Source organism: Natrinema salinisoli, from assembly GCF_020405205.1.
Taxonomy (GTDB): domain Archaea; phylum Halobacteriota; class Halobacteria; order Halobacteriales; family Natrialbaceae; genus Natrinema; species Natrinema salinisoli.
In genome coordinates this window covers 1,757,791-1,782,813 of sequence record NZ_CP084469.1, presented here as the reverse complement: position 1 = coordinate 1,782,813, position 25,023 = coordinate 1,757,791, and the positions used below count along the sequence as shown (strand labels likewise).

Genomic DNA, 25,023 nt, shown 5'->3' with positions numbered 1-25,023 from the left:
CGATGCTGTTCGTTCGATGCGAAAAAGTCAACATGAATCCCGTTTCCGGGTCGCGAAGAGTCCTATGGACTCAGTCGCTGCCGGTCTCGCGGGAACAGCACCGCTTCTCGGATGTTGTCGAGTCCGAGGATCGTCATGATCAGGCGCTCGCCGCCGAGGCCGAAGCCGGCGTGGGGCGGCATGCCGTACTTGAACATCTTCGTGTAGTACTCGAACTGGTCGGGGTCGAGGCCCTGCTGTTCGAAGCCCTCGATGAGCTTCTCGTGGCGGTGTTCGCGCTGGCCGCCCGAGACCAGTTCCATGCGCGGGTGCATCAGGTCGAAGCCGGTCGACAGCTCCGGATCGTCGTCGTGATCCTTGATGTAGAACGGCTTGATCTCGCTTGGCCAATCGGTGATGAAGTAATGGCCCCCGACGTCCTGACCGAGGGCTTCCTCGGCCGGCGTCGAGAGATCGTCGCCCCAGACGAGTTGCTCGTCGAGTTCGCCCGTCGCGTTGATGCGTTCGATGGCCTCCTCGTAGCTGATACGGGGGAAATCACCCTCTGGAACCTCGAAGTCCTCGGCGAGGTCGAGCGCCTCGAGTTCGTCGCCGAAGTTCTCCTGCACTGCCTCGTAGGACGCTTTGACGATGCCTTCGGCGACGTCCATGGCGTCGGTGTGATCACAGAATGCGCCCTCGAAGTCGATCGAGGTGGCCTCGTTCAGGTGTCGGGGCGTGTTGTGTTCCTCGGCGCGGAAGATCGGACCGATCTCGAAGACGCGCTCGACGTTCGAGCCCGCGATCAGCTGCTTGAACAACTGCGGCGACTGGTTCATGAAGGCCTCCTCGCCGAAGTAGGTGATCGGGAAGAGTTCGGTACCGCCCTCCGTCCCGGTGGCGACGATTTTCGGCGTGTTGATCTCCGTACAGTCGAACTCGCGGAACTGGTCGCGGACGGCCCGCAGCACGTCCGAGCGAATCTCGAAAATCGTCTGAACGTCGTCCTTTCGGAGGTCGAGTGTGCGGTTGTCCAGTCGCGTTGAAAGGTCGGCGTCGACCTTCTCCGAGGGATCGAGCGGCAGTTCGGGATCGGCGGGCGCGATGACCTCGACGGCGTCGGGCGTGACTTCGACGCCCGTCGGCGCGCGCGGCTCCTCCTCGACCGCGCCGGAGACCTTGACGACGCTCTCGCGGGAGGCGTCGAGCCCCGTTTCGACGAGCTCGTCGTCCATCTCGTCCTTTTCGAACTTGATCTGGATCTTCCCGGAAGTGTCCCGGAGAATCAGGAATGCGATGCCCCCGAGATCGCGGATCTCGTGGACCCAGCCGGCGACCGTCACGTGGTCACCCGGCTCGGCGTCGGCAGTGTAGGTTCTATCCTGCATACCACCTGATTCACGCAGGCGGAACTTAAGCGCAGTCGTTCGGAGTCGCGCTCGTCTCGCCGATCGGATTCACTCGATCTCCTCGAGCGCTCCCGCAGTCCGTTCGAATTCCCCGTCGACGGAGCGACGGAACTGCTGCGCTCGCTCTCGGCATTTCACGACACGCTCGTCGTCGAGTAGTCCGACGAGCTCGACCAGTGGATCCCGATCGGTCATCGGTGGAAGAAACGTCCTCGTCCTTCGTATTTTTGTCGCCCGACACACTGCTGGGCTGTATGAGCGATCTCGAGCGACTCGCCGACGACGTCCGAAGCGCGGACACGGTCGTGGCCTTCACCGGGGCCGGTATCTCGGCACCATCGGGCGTGCCGACGTTCCGCGGCGACGACGGCGTCTGGGACAAATTCGACGAGGGACAGTTCGCCTACGGCCGGTTCCAGCGCGATCCCGAAGGGTTCTGGACCGACCGCGTCGAGCTCCAGCGGGAGATGTTCGACGGCGACTTCGAGCCGAACGCGGCCCACGAAGCGCTGGCCGCGATGGGGCGAGACGGCGATCTCGAGGCGATCTTGACCCAGAACACGGACGGGTTACACGGCGAGGCGGCGGCGGCCAGTAACGAAACGGGCGGCGCGGAAACTGACGAAGAGGCGACCATCCTCGAACTCCACGGCAACTCCCAGCGGGTTCGCTGTACCGAGTGCGGAAAGCGCAGGGACGGCGATCCGATCTTCGAGCGCGCGGCCGACGGCGAGCTGCCACCGACCTGTGACTGCGGGGGCGTCTTCAAACCGGACGTCGTCCTCTTCGGCGAACAGCTGCCGGGGGCCGTCATCCAGCGTGCGCGGTCGCTCGCCCGCGACAGCGACGTCTTCCTCGCGATCGGGTCGTCGCTCGTCGTGGAGCCCGCCGCCTCGCTGCCCCGACTCGCCGCGTCGACCGGCGCGACGGTCGGGATCGTCAATCTCGAGTCGACCCCGTGTGACGGTATCGCGGACATCGTCTATCGGGAAGACGTGACGGACGCCCTTCCTCGGTTACGGGACCTCGTTCTCGAGTAACAGGGAGTCGGACAGCCGGTTAGGTACCGACGGTGACGACGAGATTCGTGTACTCCCGTACACAACGGATCGACAAACCAGTTGAGATCCGTTGAGGCGAGTGGTATGGTATCCAGTCGGACGGCCACTGAAACGGTCCGCGCGTCAGACGTCGTTGGCCGCCTCGACTGTTTCCCGAACCGCATCGATACCCTCGTCGTGCGCGAGGTCCCCGACGACGATGACGTCGGCGTACTGGGCCATCGCGTACGCCGAGTCGTAGTCGTGGATCCCGCCGCCGTAGAACAGCGTCGACTCGTCGGTGGCCTCGGCGGCGGCTTCGACGACCCCTTCGTCGCCGAGCATGCCGGAGTACTCGACGTACACGATCTCCTGCCCGAACATGTGTTCGGCGACCGTCGCGTAGGCACCGACGTCGTCGGCGTCGAGGTCGCAGTTCGCCTCCGTCAGCGTCGCGACGTCGGCCTCGGGGTTCATCACGATGTACGCCTCGGTCGTCGTTCGCTCCCAGTCGAGATCGCCCTCGAGTCGGACCCACTCCTTGTGCGCTTCGGTGATCCAGAACGGCGAGCCGGCGTTGAAGACGGTCGGGATGAGGTAGCCGTCCAGCGCGTCGTCCTCGAGGACGACGTCGGGATTCGACGGTTCCTGATAGAGGGCGACGTCGTGTTCGGCGCAGGCGTCGATGACGGCGCTCATGTTCTCCTCGGTGATGCCCATCGTCCCGCCGACCTCGATCGCGTCGGTACCCGTGGCGCAGAGGTCACCGTAGGTAACGCCCTCGGGTAACTCCTTGTCCGGGTCGATCTTGAGAATGTGGTTCCAGTCGTCCCAGGGGGTAGTCATACCGCGTCGTTTCCCGACAACCAGCAAAAGCGCTACGGAACGGCCCCGCCTCGAGAATTACAGGTTCCGACGGGTATCAGTCGTTATCTGCCGATTCGCTCGAGTGTCGACGATGGTCGCGGACGTACTCGGTCGCGACCACCGGCGCACCTGCGACGGTACACCGGCGGCCTCCAGGGGAGTGTTCGACGAGCTCGGCCGAGCTACAGTTGCTCGGCGCTGACGGCTCGCATGGAGCTGTCGTTTTCGACCTCCCAGATCCGTAGCACGAGGTGTGCTTTGCAGTAGTATTCGGCAGTCTCGAGACCAGTCTGCCCGTTCTCGAGGACGAGCTGGCACGAGACCCCGTTCGAACACTCTGGTGAATGTTCACACATTGATGCTCACTCCGTCTACTCGTCTCCCGAACAAGGCTCTGTCGGTGAAAGAGTTCGGGTTCGTCGGTGGCCTAGTCCCTGCTGCCGGTTCGTATGGCTTCACTCGTTTCCGCCTCGAGGTGCTCTACTCTGCGATATTCCCTGGTACTACACGAGTCGAGACGGAACCGACGCTAGACTCCCTGACTCATCAGGTGGCTGCGCAACACGTCGGCCTCCTTGTTGCCGGAGCCGGTGTTGACGATGACGACCGTCTCGTCGCCGTCGAACGTTCCGCGCTCTGCGAGCTTCCACGCGCCGCTCGCGGCCGCCGCTGCGCTTGGAATGAGTTCGAGTCCCGTCGTCTGAGCCACCTGCACGGCAGACTCGAGAATGTCCGGGTCTTCGGTCGCGACCGCGCCGCCGTCGGTCTCCCGGATCGCCTCGAGGACTCGCCGGCCGGCCGCGGGATCCGGAATCTCGAGCTCGCCACAGATGGTGTCGGGATGCTCGACGGGATCGTGGTCGTCGCGGCCGTCGTCGAACGCCTCGACGATGGGGGCACAGCCCGACGCCTGGGCAGCGTAGAGGGCGGGCAGATCGTCGATCAGCCCGAGTTTTCGGTACTCCGTCGCGGCCTTGCCGAGTCCGACGAGACCGGTTCCCGCCCCCGTGGGATAACAGATCGCGTCGGGAACGGTCCACTCGAGTTGCTCGACGAGTTCGTAGAACAGCGTCTTCGCGCCCTCGTGGCGATAGGGGGTGTCGAACGACCGCAGCGAGTACCAGTCGTCGTGTTCCTCGAGTCCTTCCTCGAACGCGCCGACGGCATCGCCGAACCGGCCGCCGACGACGTTCATATCGCCGCCGTGGACGTTGACCATGGCCTTGTTCGTGAAGCCGGATCGCGAGGGGAGATACGCGTGCGACTCGAGTCCCGCGCGGCCGGCGTAGGCCGCGACGGCCTGTCCGCCGTTGCCCGTCGAGGGGAGCGCGACGTCGGTCGCGCCGTGGTGGACCGCCGCGGTGACGGCGACGGACGCACCGCGGTCCTTGCTCGTTCCCGTCGGATTCCGGCCCTCGTCTTTGATGAGCACCCGTTCGACGCCGAGTTCGGCCGCCAGATCGGGACAGTCGACCAGCGGCGTCGCCCCCTCGTTCGTCGTGACCGCCGACTCGCGGGCGAACGGTAACAGTTCGTCGTAGCGCCACTGCGAGTCCAGCGGCCGCGATGCGAGGGTCTCCCGGTCGAGATCGATCGCGTCGTACTCGTAGGTCGGGTCGAGCGACCCGCCGCAGTCCGGACAGCGGTGGGTCTCGGTCGCGCCGACGGTGGCTCCGCAGTCGACACACTCGAGGCCGGCGAAGGCGTCTGTCGTCTCCATACGACTCCCTTCGGGGCTCGGAACTAAGGGTTGTTCATCGGCCACCCATCGGCACCGATATTCGACTAGAGACGGTCGTGACTGTGCGGTAACTCGAGAACGCTGAAGAATCGGAGGGGGAGAACGGAGAGATCAGTTGTCGCCGGATTTCGACTGCCACTCGTATCCGCGGCGTTTGGCGGATTTGCCAAAGCCACAGGACGAGCACTCCTTCTTCTTCGTGTGATACGATTTCTCTCCGCAGCGACGACACTTCGTGTGGGTCGTCTTGTTCTTCTTTCCTTGGCTCGGGGTTCCTGCACCAGTCATGGAGTGATCGAAACGACGTTATCGCCGCGTATAATGGTTGTGTCTTCGACCGGCGCCTCCTCCTCGAGCCCGTCGGGTCCGGGAATCGCCACGTCGTCGAGGACGAGGTTCATGTGTTGGTCGTAGCCAGCGAGGTCACCGACGTACTCGTCGCCACTCTTGAGTCGCACTGTCACGCGGTCGCCGAGTGACGCCTCGAGGACGTCCAGCGGTCGTCCACTCATACGCAACACCGCAGGTGATGGACACTTAATCGTACCGGTCCGGAGTCCGATTACCGTCGGACGAGCGAGTGGTTCACGAAGCACGATCACTGGTGGCAAGCAACAGTATATCGGCCGATGGAGGTCCGGACTGTCGATCCGACCGGAGCGGGACGACTGCCGTCCGCCGTCGTTCCATCTGACATCAATAAGGTGGACCTAACCAAACGGCTAAGTGAACTCTCGTTGACCGTCCACGCATGAGTGACAAGAAATTCACCCTCATCGAGTTGCACTTCGACGGCGAACCACAGTTCGGGCTGGGATCGATCGGCAAAGCGCTGCCGATCGGTGGTATCGAGTCGACGTCGGAGACCGAATCCGAACCCGCGGCCGAGACCGACGAGGACGGGTCGACCGACGAGGAGTCCGGTGGTGCGGGCAAGAGCGCCGTCGGCGCGGTCGTCGCGCTCGTCGTCCTCGTCGCCATCGCCGCCGCCGCGAAGAAGTTCCGCGGCGGTGACGAGGAACCGGACCTCGAGACCGAAGAGGAACCCGACGTCATCGTCAACTGATCGGCTGCCGGCGGTCCGCTCGCCGCCCTCGGACCGAGCCGAACGCTTTTGCGCGTCCTCGCCGTACGGACAGTCGTGAATCTCTATCGTAGCGCCCGGGCGGTTGCCGGGGCGTCCGGTGACGACGCGATCGACTGGCGGTCGGCCGCCGACGCCGCCAAAGCGGCGACGGATCCCGGATCGATCGATCTCGAGCCCGGGGAGAGCGAGGCCTACGCTCGCGACGTCCGGGATGCTCGAGCAGCCGTGCGGACGGTCTCCGGCGTCGAGTTCGACGTGCCGGAGACCGTCGAAATCCAGAACCGCCACCACTGGATCGACGCCAACGTCGCCACCTTCGAGCGCGTCATGAGCACGCTCGAGACGCATACGGGCGCGTTCCCCGCGGTCGCGCGGACGATCAATACGGGGACGATGACCGTCCTGCTCTCCTTCCTCGGCCGGAACGTCCTCGGCCAGTACGATCCCCTCCTGCTGGCTGACGCGCCGACGGACGAGCACGCGCTGTACTTCGTCCGACCGAACATCCTCAACGCAGCCGCGAAAATCGACGTCGACGCCGATCGGTTCCGCCGCTGGATCGCCTTCCACGAGGTGACCCACGCCGCCGAGTTCGGGGCCGCGCCGTGGCTCTCAGACCACCTCGAGACTCGGATGGAAGACGGGATCGCGAAGCTCTCGGAAGGTTCGTTCGATCGAGACGCGTTCCGGGACCTCGACGCGGCGATGACCGTCGTCGAGGGGTACGCCGAACTCCTGATGGACCACGCCTTCGACGAGGAGTACGAGGACCTGCGGCGCAAGCTCGACGAGCGCCGGCAGGGGCGGGGCCCCCTCCAGAAGCTCTTCCGTCGCCTGCTCGGCCTCGGGCTCAAGGAACGCCAGTACAGACGCGGCAAGAACTTCTTCGAGCACGTCGTCGCCGTCCGCGACCTCGAGACGGCGAGCCTGGTCTGGGAGGGGCCGGAGTACCTCCCCAGCCACGACGAACTCGACGCGCCGGGGACGTGGATCCAGCGCGTCGATCGCTGAGAGGCACCGGTCTCGATTCGAATCACGTCGTAATCCAGATCAGATACCAGAGCAACGCGCCGCCCGCGACGATGCCCCCGAGTATCGCCGCGCCGATCACGGGCAACGAGGCGTCGCTCTGGACGGCGATCAGGCCGCCGGAGAGGCCGACAAGCAGGACGAAGGCAGCTTTGAGCTGGCCGGCAGCGTCCGTCACGGTGCTCGAGCGCGAGGGACCACGATCCCGGCTCATAGTTCGTGGGGCGCGCTGACGTGCATCGTGACGAACTGCCAGTCGCTTGCGCTCGAGTCATCATCTGATACTTCGACTAACGTGCCGCTCCAGCGGCTGTCGAACCGGTGTCGTTCTCCGGTCGTCACGTCGGTCCAGGCCATCGTCACCTCGTCGGCGACCGTCGCGAACCCGTTCCGTTCGGTCACGACGAGGTTCCGGCTCTGGACGTGCCACTCTGCGGTCGTCTCCCTCTGTTCCGCGAGAGCCGCAGCGACGTCGTCGCCGCCGAAGAGCGACTCGCTGATACCGAACTTGACGGTCGACTCGTCCGCGAGAAAGTACGGGGCCAGAGGCTCGTTATCGCGGAGCGCGTCGTAATAGTCGCGGACGACGGCCTCGGGGCTCGCGCTCGGTGGCATGGGTCTACGGTCGAAGTCCGATCCCAAAGAGTCACCGGACGCAGACGCAGGCGGCGGCCGTGTGTGTTGCTATCGTTTCCGACGAGTTACATGAAGCCCCGATCGACCTCGTCCGTTTCGATCAGGTCTTCTAGTTCCGAGTTCAGCAGTTCGTCGGCTTCTTCGAATCGGTCGGCGAGGTCCTCGAGTTCGTCGGGCCGAGCGTACTGGTCGTACTCCATCGGCCCGAACGCGGGGCTCTCGAGGGCCTCCATGACGTCGTCGAAGAGGTCCTGCGGTCGGGTCGGCGCGTCCGCGTGGGTCTCGAGGACCGTCTCGAGACGCTTCCCCACCGTCTCGGCCTGGTCCTCGTCTTCCGGCGGCGACTGGACCGCAAAGCGGCCGCCAGAGTCCTGTTCGGGCATGAACGCCCCGATCTCGTCGTCGAGGCTGCGGGCGACCTGCGTGCCGACGCCGCGGACCTCGTACGGGTTCTTCGCGTACGTCTTCAGGAAGAAGACGCCGGCACGGGGATGCGCGAGGTACATGTCTTCGCCGACGCCGCCGGCACGGTCACCGGCGACCGCTCGCCAGTCCTCCGGATCGACGCTTCGATCGGTGACGTCCTCGAGTACGTCCTGCCACTCGCGAATCCGCATACGTGATCGTTGGGCCGCCGGCAGAATGAACGTATCGGTTGCACCGAAAGACGCCACGAGACGACTGTCGGTCCTCGAAACGTCCGATTCGGTCCGCCCGAACCAAAAGGAATACGACGGCTCCCCCCACAGGGACGGTAACCGACGCTTTCCCTATGTCCGGTCGCCACTCACTCTCGCTCGTCGAACTGTTTCGCGCCACGCCCATCAAGAGCGCGCTGTTGACGCTCGCACCGCTCGCGCTGGCGCTCGGTCAGGTATTCAATAGTTACGTTAACGGCGTTTCCCCGGCCGTCTCGGTTACCTTCGCCGTCGTCATGATCGGGTTTTCGGTCGTCGCGATGGGCCACCACGCCGCCGAACACCGCGTCGCTCGGCTCGAGACGGAGTACGGCCCGGAGCGGGCCTAAGCGTCCACTCCGGAGTCGGTCGCGACCGCCCGCGCCTCGCGGGCCTCGTAGGCGTTGTATCCTGCCACTCCAGCGATCAGGAGTCCGGTCGCGAGGGTGCTCCAGAAGAGGACACCGGTCATCTCGAGCAGCGCGGCCGAGACGATCAGCCAGATACCGAGGACGGCGACCAGAGTCGCGATACCGGTACTGAGCGGGACGTCGTTGGTCACCCGGTAGTAGTTGTAGCCGGCGGCGACGGCGACGACGAGTCCGACGAGGACATCGTTCCACAGCGGGGCCGCTTCGGTATCGAAGATGAGCACCGAGAGGGCGACCCACGCACCGAGGACGGCGACGAGCAGGCTCAGGACTGAGGTCTTGCGCCGTCGCTCCTCGTTCGCGACTCGTGTCGACTCGTCGCGCGGATCGCGTCCCCCGGAGCGCTCGCCGTCTCCGATCCCGGTGCCGGAGTCGATATCGGCCGCCGCCGTTTCACGTCGGTCGGTCGGTCCGTCGGTCCCGCTATCGGCTCCGGTTTCGGACTCGTCGCTCGTCCGGTGGTCGTCGCCGTTCGGGTCACTCATGGCATCGAGCGTACGGTTTCGGATTGCAAAAGCGCCCCGTCCGTTCCACTGGCAGCGGCGATCCAACGAGTCCGAGACGGTCGGTAACTCGATTTTACCGGGACGGGAGCCGGAACGGAACGATTCTCCCGGCGGACGAAACGGGCCGAAACGAACGTGGCACCGTCCGCTCCGCGCCGACCGATAGCGTTTTTGATCGCTCGACCGTTGACGATAGCTGTGCACGTACGCGGAACCGTCGCGGGCGAGGTCGACGTGCGGTCGGTATCGACGAGCTACGGCGAGAGCGATCTCGCGGAAGTGCCGCTTCGGCCGGCCGACGACGCCCCGAACGGCGATGCAGCAGCGGCTCGAGGCGACGGCGGAACGGCGACGATCGCGGACGGCCGCGAGACGACGACGGTGACCCTGTGGAACAAGTGGACCGAGTCGGCGGCGCTGCTCGAGCCGGGAATGGAGTTGCTCGTGACGAACGCGAAAGAAGAGGAGTACCAGGGCGAGACGCAGTACGCGACGACGGGGGAGTCCTACGTCGTCGTCGAGCCGTCCTTCCTCGTGAGCGTGACGTCGATCCGCAACTGGGTCGAGTGTCCCCGGCTGTACTACCTGAACAAGCTCTCGGGGGTGCCGCTGAACTACCCCGTCGTGAAGGGGACGCTCGTCCACGAGGTCTTCGGCGACCTGCTGCGCGGCCGCGACCTCGAGGAATCGATCGACGCTCGCGTCGAAGAACGAGGCCTCCAGCTGGGACTGCTCGGCGAGACGGCCGACGCCGTCGCCGAGGACGTTCGAGAGAACGCCACGGCGATCGAGGGCTGGCTTCAGCAGGGGCGGTTGGACGAGGCGGAGGACGTCTGGCGCTCGGAACAGTTGCTCATCAGCGAGACGTTCGGCATCCGCGGGCGGGCCGACGCCGTCCGCCGCGGGGCACCGGTCGAACTCAAGACCGGGAAGAACCTGAAAAAGGAGCCGCGATTCAAGGACAAGGTGCAGGCGGCGTGCTACGCCCTCCTGCTCGAGGAACACGGCGGCGACGTCGATATCGGAACCCTGCTCTATACGAAGAATTCGGTGTTGGATCGCAACGAGGAGACCGGCGATCTCGATCCGGCGAAGGAGTTCACGATGGGCGAGGGGCTACTGAAGTACGTCGTCCGACTGCGAAACGAGATCGCGGCGAAAGAGATGTCGGGCGACATCCCGACGGGCTACGAGGCCGACGCGAAGTGCGAGTACTGCTTCGAGCAGGACACCTGCATGGTCGTCTCCGGGCGACTGGATCAGGAGTCGAAAGCCGGACAGATCGGGAAACCGTTACCCGACGAGGAACTCGAGTACTTCGACCGCTTCTACCGGGCCATCGAGGAGGAGCGCCGGGAGGTCCACCGCGAGTACGCCAAGCTCTGGGAGCAGACGGCCGAGGAGCGGGCCGACGACGACCGCGCGCTGATCGACCTCGAGTTCGTCGAGAAACGGCCGCTCGACGAGGGTCGCTGGGAACTCAGGGCGCGCAACACGGGCGGTGCGAACTCGAAGCTCCGGGAAGGGGATCTGGTGCTGGCGAGCGACGGGGACCCGGTTCGTGGCGACTCCGAACTCGCTCGGATCGAACGTCTGGACGACGAAATCGTGATCACGGCGGACGAACCGGTCGAGGTCACGCGACTCGACGTGTATCCCTCCGAACTGACGACCGATCGGCTGCTCGTCGCGATGCACGACGCGCTCCTGAAGGGAAACGAGCGGCGCAAGGACGTCCTGTTCGGCCGCGCAGATCCCGAATTCAAGGAGATCGATGAGACGTTCATCGACAACAACGAGAAACAGAACGAGGCCGTCACGAAGGCCGTCGGTGCGGCGGACTGCGCGCTGATCCACGGGCCGCCGGGCACCGGGAAGACCTACACCATCGCCCGCGCGATCCGCGCGATGGTCGAACGCGGCGAGCGGGTCCTGCTCTCCGCCTTTACCAACCGCGCCGTGGACAACGCGCTCGAGGCCCTGCTCGAACAGTTGGACGACGTGATCGACGAGGGTCGGGTCGTTCGCGTGGGGTCGGAGAGCGGCATCCGCGACGACATGGAACCGTACCGGCTCGAGCGGGCGGGCGATCCCGAAGACCGCGTCGCGAAGTTACAGAACGCGCAGGTCGTGGCGGCGACGACGTCGACCTGCGGCTCGCGGGTGATGAAAGAGCAGGCGTTCGACGTGGCGCTGGTCGACGAGGCGGCCCAGCTCACCGAACCCGGAACCTGCGCGGCGATCAACCTGGCTGAACGGTTCGTCCTGGTCGGCGATCACGAACAGCTTCCGCCCGTCGTCCGGGCCGAAAACGACCTCACCGAGTCGCTGTTCGAACGGCTCGTCGACCTTCACCCCGAGGCCGGCGTGATGCTCGACCGCCAGTATCGGATGAACCAGCGCATCCAGGTCTTCGCCTCGAACGAGTTCTACGACGGGCGACTCCGGCCCGCGACGTCCGAGGTCGCCGCCCGGAATCTGGACGATCTCGAGGGCGTCTCCCGGGACGAGCTTCCCGAGCACCTGCGGGATCCGGTCTCGTTCGTCGACGTCGAGGGCGACCGAAGCCAGTACACCGACAGCGAGGAGGCCGCGCGGATCGCGGAGCTCATCGAGCGCTACGAGGCCGCGGGACTCGATCGCACCGACATCGGCGTCATCGCACCCTTCCGAGCCCAGGTCTCGGAAATCTCGAACCACGTCCCCGACGATGTCGCCGTCGACACCGTGGATCGCTTCCAGGGCTCGAGTCAGGAGGTCATCGTCGTCTCCTTCACCGCGACCGGCTCGCTCGAGGGGCCGATCTTCGAGGACTATCGCCGGATCAACGTGGCACTGACGCGACCGAAACGCGCGCTGGTGCTGGTCGGCGACTCGCAAGCGCTCGCGTCCGATCCCGTTTACGAGCGAATGCTCGAGTGGGCGCGGCAGTAAGCCGAATCCGTGACCGGTATCGTACCGACTGCATCTATTACACACTGATCGCACAGCTCTCGTGCGATCAGGTATGCAGTGGCTACGATAGCTGCGCGGCCGACCACCGGCTCGCCATCGAGTGTGGATCAGTGTGCGGTCATTCGAGCCCAGCCCTCGAGTTGTAGGGATGCAAGCTATACCAGTAGCTAGTCTCAGGTTCACACGTTGCGAGGGTGATTTTGTGACACGAAAAGACACGACGTCGGGCGCGGGTTCGCCAGCCGACGATCCCGAGGGCGAGGTGTACACTGCGCGGCACGATTGGACCGCGACCGACGTGCCGACGCCGGCTATCGTTCGAGGGGTCGCGGCAGTGACGGGGACGGACCCGATGGAGATGCGACCCCTGTACGACGTCCTCGACCCGGAGGCCGTGAATCGGTTCGTCACCCATGCGGGTGCTCGCGAAGGACCGACTCGACTCTCGTTTCAGTTCGAGGACTGTGCCGTCGACGTCCACGGGGACGGCCGGGTCGTCGTCGCTCCGTGCAAATGAACCCGGACTCTCACGGCCGCCGAATCGCTGGTTTCCAGCGCTTCGTCACGTCCCGTTTCGGTTCCGCGATTCCTCGAACACCATCGTGAGGAGTTTGCGCTCGGCGGCGTGAATGTGTTCCGAAAACGTGGGCGAGCTGATTCCGAGTTCGGCCGCGACCGCCTCGCCCGAACACTCGCGGGGCCACTCGTAGTAGCCGGCCTCGAACGCTGCCTCGAGCACTTCGCGTTGTCGCTCCGTCAGTCTCGAGCGCAATTCCCGCCGAAATCCGGTTCGACTGAACGGCGTCGTGAGCGAGTCCGTCTCGCGCTTCGCGCTGAATTCCGCTTCCGGAACGCGGTCGAGAAACGAGTCGGTGATCGCGACGGCATCGTACTGAGGCGGAACTTCGGCAACGATGCGGCCGGTTCCGCCCTCGGCCCGAACGACCTGCGGAAGCGCCCCGAGTTCGGCGAGGGTTACTGCGGGGCACTCGTCGGAAACGTGAAATTCGAAGAGGGCACTGTTTTCGCCCCCGCTGAGAAGCCGAGTGTCGACGCTCTCGTGGGCTCGGGCCAGGTCGTCGACCTGCGCTGGCTCACCGTCGGTGACCGTGAAAAACTCGGCGTACTCTCCGTCACCGCGCGGAAGCATCTCCGCGAGCTCGATCCGGCAGTCGAGTCGGTTCGACGCGGAGACGAACGGATACGCCGATTCGTCGATCTCGAACTCGATCTCTCGTACCGGAGACGCTCGCTCGCCGCGTTGCGTATCTGTCATTGGAGGATCCGTGTGACCGTCCTGTTCATGTGAACCGGTTTCTCAAAATCGTTCCCCAAAAAACCATCTCGAATGCCCGTCAATAAAGTCGGTCGACAGTGATCGAGCGGACGGTATTACGGCCATCGACGCCGGTCACTCGTCGCTGTCGGCCTGCGCCCAGAGCGGATAGAGGTCGTCCTCGATCGGCTCGGTGATCGACTCACCGTCGAGAACCAGTTCGGGTGCATCGCCATCGAGGGCACGTACAGTCCCGATTTCGGTACCTTCCAGACCGGCGTCCTCGAGCGCGGCGAGACACTCCTCGACCTCCTCGTCGAGAACGGTCGCGAGTAACGCCCCGGAGCCGAAGATCCGCAGCGGATCGACGCCGACGGCCTCACACAGCGTCGCGGTCTCCTCGCGGATGGGGACGGCGTCGCGCTCCACCTCGAGTCGGACGCCGGATGCGCGCGCGACCTCGAGCAACCCGGCCGCGACGCCGCCCTCCGTCGGGTCGTGCATCGCCGTCGCGTACTCGCGGACGATCCGGGCGTCCGGGACGACGCTGATCTCGTCGAGGAACCCCTCGGCGCGTTCGCGAACGTCGGGGTCGATATCGAGCTCGTCGCCAAAGTCGGCAGCGAGGATGGCCGTTCCCTCGATCCCAGCCGCTTTGGTGAGGACCACTGCATCGCCGGGTTCCGCGCCGCCGGTCGGGACGAACCGGTCGGTCGCGCCCATCGCTGTCAGGGAGAGGATCGGGCGCTCGAGTTGATCCACGTACTCGGAGTGGCCGCCGACGATCGACGCGCCGATCTCGCGGGCTGCCGCGTCGAGGTCGTGGGAAATCTCCTCGATGAGCGACCCGTCGGCGGTGTCGTCGCCGTCTGCGTCGCCGGGGAGCAAGACGACGGCCGTCAGCCAGCGCGGGTCCGCGCCCGAGACGGCGACGTCGTTCGACGCGACGTACACGCCGAGTTCGCCGACCTGCGAGGCCGCCAGCGAGATGGGGTCGGAGCTCACTACGAGCGTCCCGTCGCCGTCGGGCCAGTCGATCGCCGCGGCATCCTCGCCGTCCGCGGGGCCCTGTACTATCGTCTCGTCCGTCGCGGCCGCCCCCGTCCGCTCGAAGACGAACGCGAGGAGATCGTCGGGACTCACCTTGCCGGGCATACCACGAACTGGGTGGATGGACGGTTTGTAGCTGTCGAAGGATTCATTCTTCGGAGGAAATCGTGCTTACGTCGCCTCGCACCGTGAGCGGCGTCGCCCCTTCCATTCCCTCCCGAACGTGGTTTGGTGGGGTTGGTTCCGCTACCCGAACCCGAACCGCTCGTCACCGACAGAAAACGACTCGCTCGAGATCCCGTCAGGCGTCGGGCGCGACCGCGTCCATCGTCTGTCGGACCTGCTCCTCGCTGGCACCGCGCGGGAAGCTGACCGCGATGGCGTCGAGGTCCTCGACGGCTTCGTAGCGCTCGAGTTGCTCGCGAGCCGTTTCGGCGTCACCCACTGCACAGAGGTCGTCGAGGATGTTTTCCTCGACCAGCTCGAGGGCGTGCTCGCGGTCGCCGTCCTGCCAGGAATCGTAGATCTCGGTGGCCTCGTCGTACCCCTGTCGCTCGAGGGCATCGCGGTAGAACGTTCCCATGCCGCCGATGTAGAAGCCGATGTGTTGGCGGGTGAGTCGGCGGGCTTCCTCGGGATCGTCGAGCACGCAGCAGGTGACGCCGGTCGTGACCTGTATTTTGTCGGGGTCGCGGTCGCCGAGTTCGGCACCGCGTTCGATGTCTTCGATGCGCTCGTCCATCCCGTCGGGCGTGAGCATGATGCCGTGCCAGCCGTCGGCGAAGCGGCCCGCGAGTTCGACCGCCTTCGGACCCATGCCGGTGACTTCGATCGGCGGCGGCGTCTCCGGCGGGTCACAGCGCAGCCGGAAGCCCGACAGTTCGAAGTCGTCGCCGTCGTAGTCGACGGTCTCCCCCGATAGCACCTGCCGGACGATTTCGACCGTCTCCCGGGTTCGCTTGAGCGGGTTGCCGTACTCGACGCCGTGCCAGTTCTCGATCACGACCGGACCGCTCGGACCGAGTCCGAGCCGGAACCGGCCGTCGGAGAGCTCCTGGAGGGTCGCCGCCGTCTGGCCCAGCACGGCCGGCGTCCGCGAGTAGGTGTTGAGAATACTCGAGCCGACGTCGATCGTCTCGGTTCGTTCGGCCATCGCGGTCAGCACGGTGACGCCGTCCCGGCCCCAGGTTTCGGGGAGCCAGGCGCAGTCGTAGCCGCCGTCCTCGGCGGTCTGTGCGTAGTCGACGATCGAGTCGATCGTCGGCTGTGCGGCGACGGGAAGGTGGACATCTCTGTCAGTCATCGTCAGACACAGACGAAGCGGGGCCTTTTGGGTGTATGGGAACCGGTGGCGCGAGGTGGACCGTTTATGCTCGACCCTGACTACGGACGGATTCGCGCCGTCGAAGGGTCACTGCCCGTCGAACCTTCACGCCCGGTATCGAAGACGACAGTAAATATCCGAACCGTGGTATCAGATACCAGTGTGATAGTTTCATTTATGCCTGCGGCGTGAGGGAACGTGGGTTTCCCATCGGTCTCTCGGCAGTCGCAACTGTGCCGAACACCGAACGGGGGATCCACAGGGGGATCAAAATGGTATCGACTGATACGAAAGCGGAGATGGAGGAGTATCTCGGACTGGTTCCGAGCTGGATCGACGCGCTCCCGGAGCCGGCCGCGGACCACAGCTGGCGGATCATCCGCGATCTCGAGTTAGGCGAGACCGAACTCGAGCAGCGCGAGAAGGCGCTCATCGGCCTCGGAGCGGCGGCGGCGCTCCAGTGTCCGTACTGCGTCCGCTTCCACAAGGCGGAAGCGGAACTCGAGGAGGCGACGGACGAGCAGCTATCGGAGGCGGTCGGCATCGCGAGCGGCGTGCGATACTTCTCGACGGTGCTCCACGGAGCCGAGATCGATCACGACGAGTTCGCCGCCGAGACCGCGGACATCGTCGACCACGTCAGAAATCAGCAAGCGGCGCCGTCGGACGACGACTGAATGACCGGGCACCCGGTCGTCCTATTTCTTTTGACGGCGCCCTGGGGGTGCCACCATCCATACGTAGGCCACGTCGACCGCACGCGAACACACCGCAAATTCCCGTCCGAGAAGGCGCGTAACGGGGACTCGAAACCGCGGACGGTGATCGAGGGCCCCGAACGTCGCGGTCGAGCCGACCGCAGGAACCGCGCTCAGACCTCGTGTTCTTCGTCGATCTGCGGGACGCCCTGCGCCGTGATGGTCTCACCGACCAGGTACGAGGAGGCGGGGCTGGCGAGGAATTGGGTCACGTCGGCGATCTCCTCGACGGTGCCGATCCGGCGGGCGACGTCGTCGCGATCGATGTTGTCGGCCGACACGCCCATCTGACTCTCGACGCCCGGCGTCGCGACGAAGCCCGGCGCGATGCAGTTGACCCGGACGTCGTCGTGGGCCCACTCGTAGGAGAGCGTCGTCGTCAGGTTGATCACCGCAGCCTTGGCCGCACCGTAGGGGCTCATCAGCGGCGACCCGCGCTGGCCCGCGACGCTGGCGAGGTTGATCACCGAGCCGCCGCCGTCTTTCAGGTACTCTGCGGCGGCGTGGGTGCAGTGATAGGTCCCGTTGATGTTGATATCGATGATGGTCTTCCAGCCGTTCGGCGAGATATCGTCGAAATCGGCCATGAAGGACGCGCCGGCGTTGTTCACCAGCACGTCGAGCCCGCCGAACTCCTCGACGGTCGCCTCGACGAGCGCGTCGACGGCGTCGCGATCGGTGACGTCACACTCGACCGCCAGCGCTCGTCCGGGACTATCGCTCTCGTTGATCGCTTCGGCGACCGGATCGACGTTGTCCTGCTCGCGCGAGCAGACGACCACGTCGACGCCGTCCTCCGCGAAGCGCTCCGCGATCGACTTCCCGATTCCGCTCGAGGAGCCCGTAACGATGGCTGTCTCACCGTCGACGCTGAACTGGTCGGTACTCACGTGCGATCACTCGCCACTGCAACGCCACGTTGTTCTGTTACCATTGTTAGATCCACTCGACCATTTGCAGCAACTGTTAATAAATATGGGGATGGATACCGTACCGTTAAGTGAACGGCAATCCCTGTCACAGACATTCACACGACGGCAGCGGCTCCGCCGTTATCGACACACCACTCATGACACCGGACACCCCCGACTACGGACCGGATCGACAGGCCGAGGTCTATCTCAGCGGGATGCTCGAGGACGAACCTCCCGAGTTTCCCGTCTCCTACGAGGACCTCGAAGAACGCGCCCGCGAGGAACTGAGCGACGAGGCGTTCGCGTACGTCGCGGGCGGTGCGGGCTCGGAATCGACGGTCGAGTCGAACGACCGCGCGTTCGATCGGTGGCAGATCGTTCCCCGGATCATGCGGGACGTCTCCGACCGCGATCTCTCGGTCGAACTCTTCGACCGGGAGTACCCGTCCCCCGTCCTGCTCGCGCCCGTCGGCGTCCAGTCGATCCTCCACGAGGAGGCCGAACTGGCCGTCGCCCGCGCGGCGCGCGACCTCGACGTCCCCATGATCTGTAGCTCCGTTTCCTCGTACTCGATCGAGGAGGTCAGCGACGAACTCGGCGACAGCCCCGGCTGGTTCCAGCTCTACTGGAGTTCCGATCGGTCGGTCGCAGCGAGCTTCCTCGAGCGCGCCGAGGATGCGGGCTACGAGGCCGTCGTCGTCACGCTCGACACGCCCAAAATGGGGTGGCGCGAGCGCGACATCGAACTCGGCTACCTGCCCTTCCTCGAGGCTCAGGGCGTGAAGAACTACTTCGAGGATCCGGCCTTCCGCGAGCGGCTCGACGGAGCCGACCCGTGGGAGAATCAGGAGGATGCGATTGCGTCCTGGCAGGCGTGTTTCGGCGACGCCTCGCTGACCTGGGACGACCTCGAGTGGCTCCGGGACCAGACCGACCTCCCGGTCGTCATCAAAGGCGTGCTCCATCCAGACGACGCCCGCGAGGCGGTCGAGCGCGGCGTCGACGGCATGGTCGTCTCGAACCACGGCGGCCGACAGGTCGACGGTGCCATTCCAGCGCTGGACGCGCTGCCCGAGGTCGTCGACGCGGTCGACGACGCGACCGACGCCGACCACGACGTTCCCGTCCTCTTCGACAGCGGCATCCGGCGAGGGAGCGACGTCGTCCGGGCGGTCGCGCTCGGTGCTGACGCCGTTCTGCTGGGTCGCCCCTACGCGTACGGCCTCGGCATCGGCGGCGAAGACGGCGTCAGCGCCGTTCTCGAGAACCTGCTCGCCGATCTCGATCTGACGGTCGGGCTCTCGGGGTGTGCGAGCATCGACGACGTCGACCGATCGACGATCCGGAGGGCCGACCGATGAGCGGCGACGGGGCGACCGGCGACAGTCCCGACGAGTGGGAGGCCGTCTTCTGGGACATCGGCGGCGTCATCCTCGCGCTCGACTCGGTGCAGGGAGCACACGCCGAGTTCGTCGCGGACCTCATCGAGCGCCACGACGTCGAGATGACGGTCGAGGAGGCCATCGACACGTGGCGGACGACCGTCGGGGACTACTTCCGCGAGCGCGACGGTACCGAGTTCCGGTCCGCGCGCGACGGCTACCACCTGGGCGTCGAAGCGATCGTCGGCGAGGAGATCCCGCGCGAGGAGTGGCAACCCCGATTCGACGAGATCGTCCGCGACTCGGTCGAGCCGATCTCGGGCGCTCCCCAGACGATCGAACGCCTCGCCGACAGGAACCTCCACGTCGGCGTCATCAGCGACGTCGACGACGCGGAGGGCCGGGAGATGCTCGAGGGGTTCGGCGTCCGCGAGCACTTCGACTCGATCACCACCTCCGAGGAAGTCGGGCGCACCAAGCCCGATCCGGCGATGTTCGAAACGGCGCTCGAGAAGGCCGGCGTCGCGCCCGAGCGGTCCCTGATGATCGGCGACCGCTATGATCACGACGTCAGGGGGGCCGCCGATATGGGGATGCACGGCGTCGCGTTCGGTGCCGACGACGGCCCCGCAGTGGCCTATCGGATCGAATCGCCAGAAGAGGTACTCGAGATCGTCGACGGGACGCGAGACGAGTAGCGACGCCGAACCGAGACGGGAACTCGACTGCTCGAGTATCAGGGGGCCTCGGGGCGAGTTCGGGACGTTCGATAACTTGCAACACCCAAACATTGTAAAAGAGAGTTCGCGGCGTAACTATTTTCGTTAAGGGGGAGAGATAGTAGCACACGACAATGCCCACCGAGAACCGAATTACGAGAGACGACACCGTACCGGCCCTCGACGCCGGAATTACCGCTTCCCACCTCCCATGAGCGAGAACTACTACGAGCGCCTCGTCGACGAGGACGCACTGGTCGCGTATCTGGAAGACCACCTCGGCGGCGTCGACGACTACGACATCGAACGCCACCAGGAGGGCCACTCGAACGAAACGCTGTTCGTCACCTGGGGCGACCGCGAACTCGTCATTCGACGGCCGCCGCCGGGCGAAACGGCCGACACGGCACACGACGTCCTCCGTGAGTACCGCGTGACGAACGCGGTGGCCGACACCGACGTCCCGGTGCCGAAACCGATCCTCGCCTGCGAGGACCACGACGTCATCGGCAGCGACTTCTACGTGATGGACCAGCTCGAGGGCGACGTCCTGCGAGAGGGCGAACCCGAGCGGTTCGCGGACCCCGACCACCGCCGTCGGATCGGCGAGGAACTCGTCGACAATCTGGCGAAGATCCACGATCTCGACTACGAGGCGATCGGGCTCGGCGAGTTCGGCCGCCCCGCGGGCTACACGCAACGGCAGGTCGACCGCTGGGGGAAACAGCTCTCGTGGGCGTTCGAGGTCACCGAGGACGAACGGGAGATTCCGGACCTCCACGAGGTCGGCGACTGGCTTCGAGACAACGTCCCCGAGGAGCATCCGCACACCCTCGTCCACGGGGACTACAAGCTCGACAACGTCATGTTCGGTCCCGGGACGCCGCCGGAACTCGTCGGCGTCTTCGACTGGGAGATGGCCACCCTCGGCGACCCGCGTGCGGACCTGGGCTGGATGCTCTCCTACTGGCGCGATTCGAAGGACCCCGATCCGGAGATCCCTGAACTGGTCACCCGCTTCATGGAACAAGAGGGGTATCCGACTCGCCGCGAACTGGTCGACCGCTGGGAGGACCGAACCGGCTACGAGTTCGAACACGAGCGGTTCTACCGCGCGCTCGCCGTCTACAAACTCGCCGGCCTCGGCGAAATGTTCTTCCGGCGCTACCTCGAGGGCAACAGCGACGACCCGATGTACCCGAAGATGGAAGACCGCGTGCCGGCGCTGGCCGCGCGAGCGAAGCGCATCATCGACGGCGACGAACCGCTGTAGCGGGACTCGAGTCGCGATTTCGGTTTCCGTCCGGGGTCAACCTCTGTCCAGCGACGACACCGAATACTGCTGGCGCGCTGAACCGCGACAAAGTCGCGGTTCGACTATCGCGAGGGATGAGCGAAGGAACGGAGTGACTGAGCGTTAGCGCGGAACCGTAGGTTCCGTGAACCATCCGAACGGGTGCTTCGCACCCGTGAGGAGAAATCGGCTGGGGAGGACGTGGCGATTCCGTGCTGCCAGCACGAGCGGGATGTTCCCTCTCTACAGTCATCACGCCCCAGAGCAACCGAGAGCTCCTGCGTAGTTCCGGAACGGCCGCGTCATCCACCGGTGCATTCTGGAGAACTCGAGCACCAGGGGCAAAACCGACGGGGACACGGATCACGTTCCGTCGGAACCGGCCTGCAGCAGTCGAGACGGTCACACGAACACTCGAGTCACTATTACCGCCGTTCATTCCACGTCCGAATCCGTGTACGCGCTGTCCAACGGCGAACAACTGGCTTAACATTGCTAATCTGGTTCGGTGGTATTAAGATGTCCCCGATAGACAACACGACCATGTCACTCGAAACCATTGACCGCGTTGCGGTTCTCGGCGCGGGAAACATGGGGCACGGTATCACCGAAGTAACGGCCATGGCCGGCTACGACGTCACGATGCGGGACATCAAAGACGAGTTCGTCGACGACGGCTACGAGTCGATCGAATGGAGTCTGCAGAAACTCGAGGAGAAGGAGATGATCGACGAATCGGCCGACGATATCCTCTCCCGGATCGACACGACGACGGATCTCGAGGAGGCCGTCGCCGACGCCGACCTCGTTATCGAGGCCGCACCCGAGGACCTCGACCTGAAACACGAGATCTTCAGCGACCTCGAGGAGTACACCAGCGGCGACACGCTGTTGGCGACGAACACCTCGAGCCTGCCGATCTCGGACATCGCGGAGGCCGTCGACACCCCCGAGCGCGTGCTCGGCCTGCACTTCTTCAACCCGCCGGTGAAGATGGACCTCGTCGAGGTCATCTACGGCGAGGACACGAGCGACGGGGCCGCCGAGGCCGGCTACGAGTGGGTCGAGTCGATCGGCAAGACGCCGATCTACGTCCGCAAGGACGTCCGCGGCTTCGTCGTCAACACCATCGTCGGCCCATTCGGTGGCGAACCCGCGTTCATGGTCTCGAACGACGAGGCGACGATCCGCGAGGCCGACGCGACGATGGCCCACGAGCGGGGCTACCCGATGGGCCCGTTCGAACTCGGCGACCTCACCGGCATCGACGTCGGCTACCACGTCCGCAAGGAGGGCGACAGCCCGATCCCGCCGATCACCGAAGAGAAAGTCGAGGCCGGCGACCTCGGCCAGAAGACCGGCAAGGGCTTCTACGACTACGAGGACGGCGACGGCGCCGACTACGAGCCCGAGGACGCGGGCGACTTCGACTGGCTCCGCGTCGAGGCCCGCATGATCAACCGCGCGGCCTTCCTCGTCGGCGAGGACGTCGCGACCCCCGAAGAGGTCGACACCGGCGTCCAGCTCGGGCTCGGCTTCCCGGAGGGAATCTGCCGACGCGCCGACAAGATCGGCCTCGATACGGTCCTCGAGAAGCTCGAGACCCTATACGAGGAGACCGGATCCGACCGATTCGAACCGCACCCGTACCTCGAGCAACTCGTCGCGGAGGGCAAGACCGGCGAGGAGGCCGGTGCCGGCTTCTACGACTACGGTGACGACGAGCTCGGCCCCTACCACGACCTGAACTACGAGCTCGAGAACGGCGTTCTCGCGGTCGAGCTCGATCGGCCGTCCCGGATGAACGCGCTCTCGGAGGACCTGCTGGGGGAGATCGACGACCTGTTCTCCTCGGTCGACACCGACGACGTTCGGGTTGCGACGATCGAGGGATCGGGCGACCGCGCGTTCAGCGCCGGTGCGGACATCTCCGGCTTCGCCGACACGGCCCCGACCGATATGATGGACGTTACGCCCGGGTTCGAGACGGTCAACGACTTCCCGCGGCCCGTCGTCGCGAAGATCGACGGCTTCTGTCTCGGCGGCGGGCTCGAGCTCGCGCTGGCCGCGGACCTGCGGATCGCGACCGAGCGCTCGTCGTTCGGCGCGCCCGAAATCGGCCTCGGCCTGATCCCCGGCGGCGGCGGCACCCAGCGACTCACCCGCATCCTCGGTGAGACTCGCGCGAAGGAACTGGTCTTCCGGGGCAACCACATCGACGCCGACCGCGCCGAGGACTGGGGCCTGATCAACCGTTCGGTCGAGCGAGAGGACTTCGACGACACCGTCGAGGAGTTCCTCGACGATCTCCGCAACGGCCCGCCGATCGGTCTCAAGGTCGCCAAGAAGGTCATGAACCAGGGGCAGGACGCCAGCCTCGACGCCGCACTCGCCATGGAGAGCCAGGGCTTCGGCCTCCTCTCGAGCACGGACGACGTGCTGGAAGGCACCGCCGCGTTCGCGGAGGACCGCGAGCCCGAGTTCGAGGGCAAGTGAGATGAGCGACGGACCGGTCGACGCGTCGGGATGGCCGGAGTGGGAGTCCTTCGTCCAGCGCCACGGCTACCTCTCGTGGCTCGACGTCGAGGTCGACCACCTCGAGGACGGACGCGCGGTCCTGGTGATCGAGCGCAACGAGGACTTCGAGAACCCGGTCGGCAACGACGGCCACGATCCGGTCCACGGCGGCATCGTCGCGACGCTGATCGACACCTCGAGCGCGTTCGCGCTGCGGACGACGTTCGAAAAGCCCAGCGAGGCCTTCCTGACGACGACCGATCTCAACGTCTCGTATCTGCGACCGGCGACCGGGGACCTACGAGCCGAAGCAGAGGTACTCCGGGCGGGCGGTTCGACCGGCGTTACCGAGGTATCCGTCACGGGTGCCGACGGCGAGGCCGCTGTCGGTCGGACCACCTATCGATTGTTCCGCGATGGCATGGGGGGCGAGTAACCGTGTCGCTCCGATTCGAGGACCTCGAGGTCGGTCACGAAGTGATCACCCACTCGCGGACGATCACCGAGGCGGACGTGCGCAACTTCGCGGGCGTCAGCGGCGACTTCAACCCGCTACACCTGAGCGAGGAACACACCGCGGACACCGATTTCGGCGAGCCGATCGCTCACGGGGCCTTGCTGTTCGCGGTCACCTCGGGGCTGCTCTGGCAGTACCGCCACGAGCGCCCCGACGTGGTCGCGTTCTACGGCGTCGACTCCCTCCGGTTTACGAGGCCCGTCACGATGGGGACCTCGGTCCACGCGGAGTCGACGCTGGTCGAGAAGACGGCGAAAGACCATCCCGTTGGAAACGGCGTCGTCCGCTACGAAACTCGACTCCTGACGGACGACGACGAGGTCGCGCTCTCGTGTGAGATGCTGACGTTAGTCGAATAGAACCGCTCCCGCGGGCGGTTACCGCTCGTTGCGTTCGTCGGCGAGTTCCTCGAAGATTCGCGGATCCGTCTGGAACTTGAGGACGTTGTGGACCGCCGAGTTTCGAATGTTCGCGATGACCTCCCCGTAGTCCCGATAGCAGTCGTGGATCCACTGCGAGATCTCCTGTCGGTCGCGGAACATCATCACCGTTTTCCACTGGTACTCCCCGTCCGAGAGGAAGAAAAACAGGGTGTGTTTGTCGGCCTTGATGTACTCCATCGCCTCGCGCCAGTGGTCCGCGAAGTGTTCGGGATTGAATTTGAACTCGAACAGCGCGAAGATGTAGTACTCCTCGTTCGGGATGATCGCCTCGCGGAAGACCCCTTCGTCGCGCATCCGCCGAATCGACTCGCTGACGGTGACGTGCGAGACGTCGATGCCGTACTCGCGTTCGAGCACCTGCGTCAGCTCCCGGGAAGACAGCTGGGGATCGTTCGAGAGCTCGCTGAGGATCGCGATGTCGCGATCCTTGAACTCCCAGTTCGGTGGTTCGTCACTCATAGTATCACGGCAG

General features: G+C 65.3%; 29 protein-coding genes. 13 read left to right on the top strand and 16 right to left on the bottom strand.

All coding sequences use genetic code 11. The features are described from left to right. Positions 1 to 62: 62 nt before the first annotated feature. Positions 63 to 1,367 (bottom strand): aspartate--tRNA(Asn) ligase, encoded by a 1,305-nt coding sequence (gene aspS, locus LDB05_RS08745; RefSeq protein ID WP_226007539.1) that lies wholly within the window; start codon positions 1,365 to 1,367, stop codon positions 63 to 65. Positions 1,368 to 1,436: 69 nt separating this feature from the next. Further along, on the bottom strand, positions 1,437 to 1,583 hold the full coding sequence (locus LDB05_RS08740; protein ID WP_226007538.1) for a hypothetical protein: 147 nt from the start codon (positions 1,581 to 1,583) through the stop codon (positions 1,437 to 1,439). 59 nt (positions 1,584 to 1,642) lie between these two features. Between LDB05_RS08740 and LDB05_RS08735 the strand changes: the two genes are divergently transcribed. Next, on the top strand, positions 1,643 to 2,428 hold the full coding sequence (locus tag LDB05_RS08735; RefSeq protein WP_226007537.1) for an SIR2 family NAD-dependent protein deacylase: 786 nt from the start codon (positions 1,643 to 1,645) through the stop codon (positions 2,426 to 2,428). Between the two features lie 144 nt (positions 2,429 to 2,572). On the opposite strand, the gene LDB05_RS08730 is transcribed toward LDB05_RS08735, so the two are convergent. The 5 genes from LDB05_RS08730 to LDB05_RS08710 form a co-directional block, all read right to left on the bottom strand. Further along, positions 2,573 to 3,274 (bottom strand): phosphoglycerol geranylgeranyltransferase, encoded by a 702-nt coding sequence (locus tag LDB05_RS08730; RefSeq protein ID WP_226007536.1) that lies wholly within the window; start codon positions 3,272 to 3,274, stop codon positions 2,573 to 2,575. A 203-nt stretch (positions 3,275 to 3,477) separates the two neighbouring features. Continuing rightward, positions 3,478 to 3,651 (bottom strand): hypothetical protein, encoded by a 174-nt coding sequence (locus tag LDB05_RS08725; RefSeq protein ID WP_226007535.1) that lies wholly within the window; start codon positions 3,649 to 3,651, stop codon positions 3,478 to 3,480. A 173-nt stretch (positions 3,652 to 3,824) separates the two neighbouring features. Continuing rightward, positions 3,825 to 5,015 carry a threonine synthase gene (locus LDB05_RS08720; RefSeq protein ID WP_226007534.1) on the bottom strand — a complete coding sequence of 397 codons (1,191 nt, stop codon included), beginning with the start codon at positions 5,013 to 5,015 and terminating at the stop codon, positions 3,825 to 3,827. 132 nt (positions 5,016 to 5,147) lie between these two features. Beyond that, positions 5,148 to 5,324, bottom strand: coding sequence for a 50S ribosomal protein L37e (locus LDB05_RS08715; RefSeq protein WP_006179941.1), 177 nt, complete (start codon positions 5,322 to 5,324; stop codon positions 5,148 to 5,150). Beyond that, a complete protein-coding gene (locus LDB05_RS08710) occupies positions 5,321 to 5,548 on the bottom strand; it encodes an LSM domain-containing protein (RefSeq protein WP_226007533.1) in 228 nt (75 codons plus the stop codon). The genes LDB05_RS08715 and LDB05_RS08710 overlap by 4 nt, the downstream gene beginning before the upstream one ends. Positions 5,549 to 5,787: 239 nt before the next feature. Between LDB05_RS08710 and LDB05_RS08705 the strand changes: the two genes are divergently transcribed. After that, entirely contained in the window at positions 5,788 to 6,102 is a 315-nt protein-coding gene (locus LDB05_RS08705) for a hypothetical protein (protein WP_226007532.1), read from the top strand. 75 nt (positions 6,103 to 6,177) lie between these two features. Then, positions 6,178 to 7,134, top strand: coding sequence for a zinc-dependent metalloprotease (locus LDB05_RS08700; protein WP_226007531.1), 957 nt, complete (start codon positions 6,178 to 6,180; stop codon positions 7,132 to 7,134). A 22-nt stretch (positions 7,135 to 7,156) separates the two neighbouring features. Here LDB05_RS08700 and LDB05_RS08695 read toward each other — a convergent pair whose 3' ends face one another. The 3 genes from LDB05_RS08695 to LDB05_RS08685 form a co-directional block, all read right to left on the bottom strand. Continuing rightward, a complete protein-coding gene (locus LDB05_RS08695) occupies positions 7,157 to 7,366 on the bottom strand; it encodes a hypothetical protein (protein ID WP_226007530.1) in 210 nt (69 codons plus the stop codon). Further along, the gene (locus tag LDB05_RS08690) at positions 7,363 to 7,767 is read right to left on the bottom strand and encodes a nuclear transport factor 2 family protein (RefSeq protein ID WP_226007529.1); all 405 of its coding nucleotides are present in this window, start codon (positions 7,765 to 7,767) and stop codon (positions 7,363 to 7,365) included. Before LDB05_RS08690 ends, LDB05_RS08695 begins: the two co-directional genes overlap by 4 nt. Positions 7,768 to 7,853: 86 nt before the next feature. Then, positions 7,854 to 8,405 (bottom strand): hypothetical protein, encoded by a 552-nt coding sequence (locus LDB05_RS08685; RefSeq protein ID WP_226007528.1) that lies wholly within the window; start codon positions 8,403 to 8,405, stop codon positions 7,854 to 7,856. 155 nt (positions 8,406 to 8,560) lie between these two features. Here LDB05_RS08685 and LDB05_RS08680 point away from each other — a divergent pair, with 155 nt between their 5' ends. Continuing rightward, positions 8,561 to 8,815: a hypothetical protein gene (locus LDB05_RS08680; protein ID WP_226007527.1), complete on the top strand. Its 255-nt coding sequence runs from the start codon at positions 8,561 to 8,563 to the stop codon at positions 8,813 to 8,815. On the opposite strand, the gene LDB05_RS08675 is transcribed toward LDB05_RS08680, so the two are convergent. Next, a complete protein-coding gene (locus LDB05_RS08675; RefSeq protein ID WP_226007526.1) occupies positions 8,812 to 9,381 on the bottom strand; it encodes an SPW repeat domain-containing protein in 570 nt (189 codons plus the stop codon). The two genes, LDB05_RS08680 and LDB05_RS08675, sit on opposite strands and share 4 nt — an antisense overlap. Positions 9,382 to 9,600: 219 nt before the next feature. On the opposite strand from LDB05_RS08675, the gene LDB05_RS08670 reads away from it, so the two are divergent. Next, the gene (locus LDB05_RS08670; RefSeq protein WP_226007525.1) at positions 9,601 to 12,336 is read left to right on the top strand and encodes an AAA domain-containing protein; all 2,736 of its coding nucleotides are present in this window, start codon (positions 9,601 to 9,603) and stop codon (positions 12,334 to 12,336) included. A 223-nt stretch (positions 12,337 to 12,559) separates the two neighbouring features. Next, positions 12,560 to 12,874, top strand: coding sequence for a HalOD1 output domain-containing protein (locus tag LDB05_RS08665; protein WP_226007524.1), 315 nt, complete (start codon positions 12,560 to 12,562; stop codon positions 12,872 to 12,874). Positions 12,875 to 12,919: 45 nt separating this feature from the next. On the opposite strand, the gene LDB05_RS08660 is transcribed toward LDB05_RS08665, so the two are convergent. The 3 genes from LDB05_RS08660 to LDB05_RS08650 form a co-directional block, all read right to left on the bottom strand. Next, positions 12,920 to 13,633 carry a helix-turn-helix domain-containing protein gene (locus LDB05_RS08660; protein ID WP_226007523.1) on the bottom strand — a complete coding sequence of 238 codons (714 nt, stop codon included), beginning with the start codon at positions 13,631 to 13,633 and terminating at the stop codon, positions 12,920 to 12,922. A 135-nt stretch (positions 13,634 to 13,768) separates the two neighbouring features. Continuing rightward, positions 13,769 to 14,788, bottom strand: a complete 1,020-nt coding sequence (locus LDB05_RS08655) for an AIR synthase family protein (protein WP_226007522.1) — start codon at positions 14,786 to 14,788, stop codon at positions 13,769 to 13,771. A gap of 196 nt (positions 14,789 to 14,984) precedes the next feature. Continuing rightward, a complete protein-coding gene (locus LDB05_RS08650) occupies positions 14,985 to 15,986 on the bottom strand; it encodes a TIGR04024 family LLM class F420-dependent oxidoreductase (RefSeq protein WP_226007521.1) in 1,002 nt (333 codons plus the stop codon). A gap of 293 nt (positions 15,987 to 16,279) precedes the next feature. Here LDB05_RS08650 and LDB05_RS08645 point away from each other — a divergent pair, with 293 nt between their 5' ends. Next, positions 16,280 to 16,684, top strand: a complete 405-nt coding sequence (locus tag LDB05_RS08645) for a carboxymuconolactone decarboxylase family protein (protein WP_226007520.1) — start codon at positions 16,280 to 16,282, stop codon at positions 16,682 to 16,684. Positions 16,685 to 16,878: 194 nt separating this feature from the next. Here LDB05_RS08645 and LDB05_RS08640 read toward each other — a convergent pair whose 3' ends face one another. Continuing rightward, positions 16,879 to 17,655 carry an SDR family NAD(P)-dependent oxidoreductase gene (locus tag LDB05_RS08640; protein ID WP_226007519.1) on the bottom strand — a complete coding sequence of 259 codons (777 nt, stop codon included), beginning with the start codon at positions 17,653 to 17,655 and terminating at the stop codon, positions 16,879 to 16,881. Between the two features lie 179 nt (positions 17,656 to 17,834). Between LDB05_RS08640 and LDB05_RS08635 the strand changes: the two genes are divergently transcribed. From LDB05_RS08635 to LDB05_RS08610, 6 genes are all read left to right on the top strand, one after another. Beyond that, positions 17,835 to 19,040 (top strand): alpha-hydroxy-acid oxidizing protein, encoded by a 1,206-nt coding sequence (locus tag LDB05_RS08635; RefSeq protein WP_226007518.1) that lies wholly within the window; start codon positions 17,835 to 17,837, stop codon positions 19,038 to 19,040. Further along, the gene (locus LDB05_RS08630; protein ID WP_226007517.1) at positions 19,037 to 19,759 is read left to right on the top strand and encodes an HAD family hydrolase; all 723 of its coding nucleotides are present in this window, start codon (positions 19,037 to 19,039) and stop codon (positions 19,757 to 19,759) included. The genes LDB05_RS08635 and LDB05_RS08630 overlap by 4 nt, the downstream gene beginning before the upstream one ends. Before the next feature lie 232 nt (positions 19,760 to 19,991). Beyond that, on the top strand, positions 19,992 to 21,053 hold the full coding sequence (locus LDB05_RS08625; RefSeq protein WP_226007516.1) for a phosphotransferase family protein: 1,062 nt from the start codon (positions 19,992 to 19,994) through the stop codon (positions 21,051 to 21,053). Between the two features lie 564 nt (positions 21,054 to 21,617). Beyond that, positions 21,618 to 23,570, top strand: a complete 1,953-nt coding sequence (locus LDB05_RS08620) for a 3-hydroxyacyl-CoA dehydrogenase/enoyl-CoA hydratase family protein (protein ID WP_226007515.1) — start codon at positions 21,618 to 21,620, stop codon at positions 23,568 to 23,570. Between the two features lies 1 nt (position 23,571). Then, complete coding sequence (locus tag LDB05_RS08615) at positions 23,572 to 24,027, top strand: PaaI family thioesterase (RefSeq protein ID WP_226007514.1); 456 nt, start codon at positions 23,572 to 23,574, stop codon at positions 24,025 to 24,027. Between the two features lie 2 nt (positions 24,028 to 24,029). Beyond that, positions 24,030 to 24,467 carry a MaoC/PaaZ C-terminal domain-containing protein gene (locus LDB05_RS08610; protein WP_226007513.1) on the top strand — a complete coding sequence of 146 codons (438 nt, stop codon included), beginning with the start codon at positions 24,030 to 24,032 and terminating at the stop codon, positions 24,465 to 24,467. A gap of 18 nt (positions 24,468 to 24,485) precedes the next feature. On the opposite strand, the gene LDB05_RS08605 is transcribed toward LDB05_RS08610, so the two are convergent. After that, a complete protein-coding gene (locus LDB05_RS08605; RefSeq protein ID WP_226007512.1) occupies positions 24,486 to 25,010 on the bottom strand; it encodes an Lrp/AsnC family transcriptional regulator in 525 nt (174 codons plus the stop codon). Positions 25,011 to 25,023 lie beyond the last annotated feature (13 nt).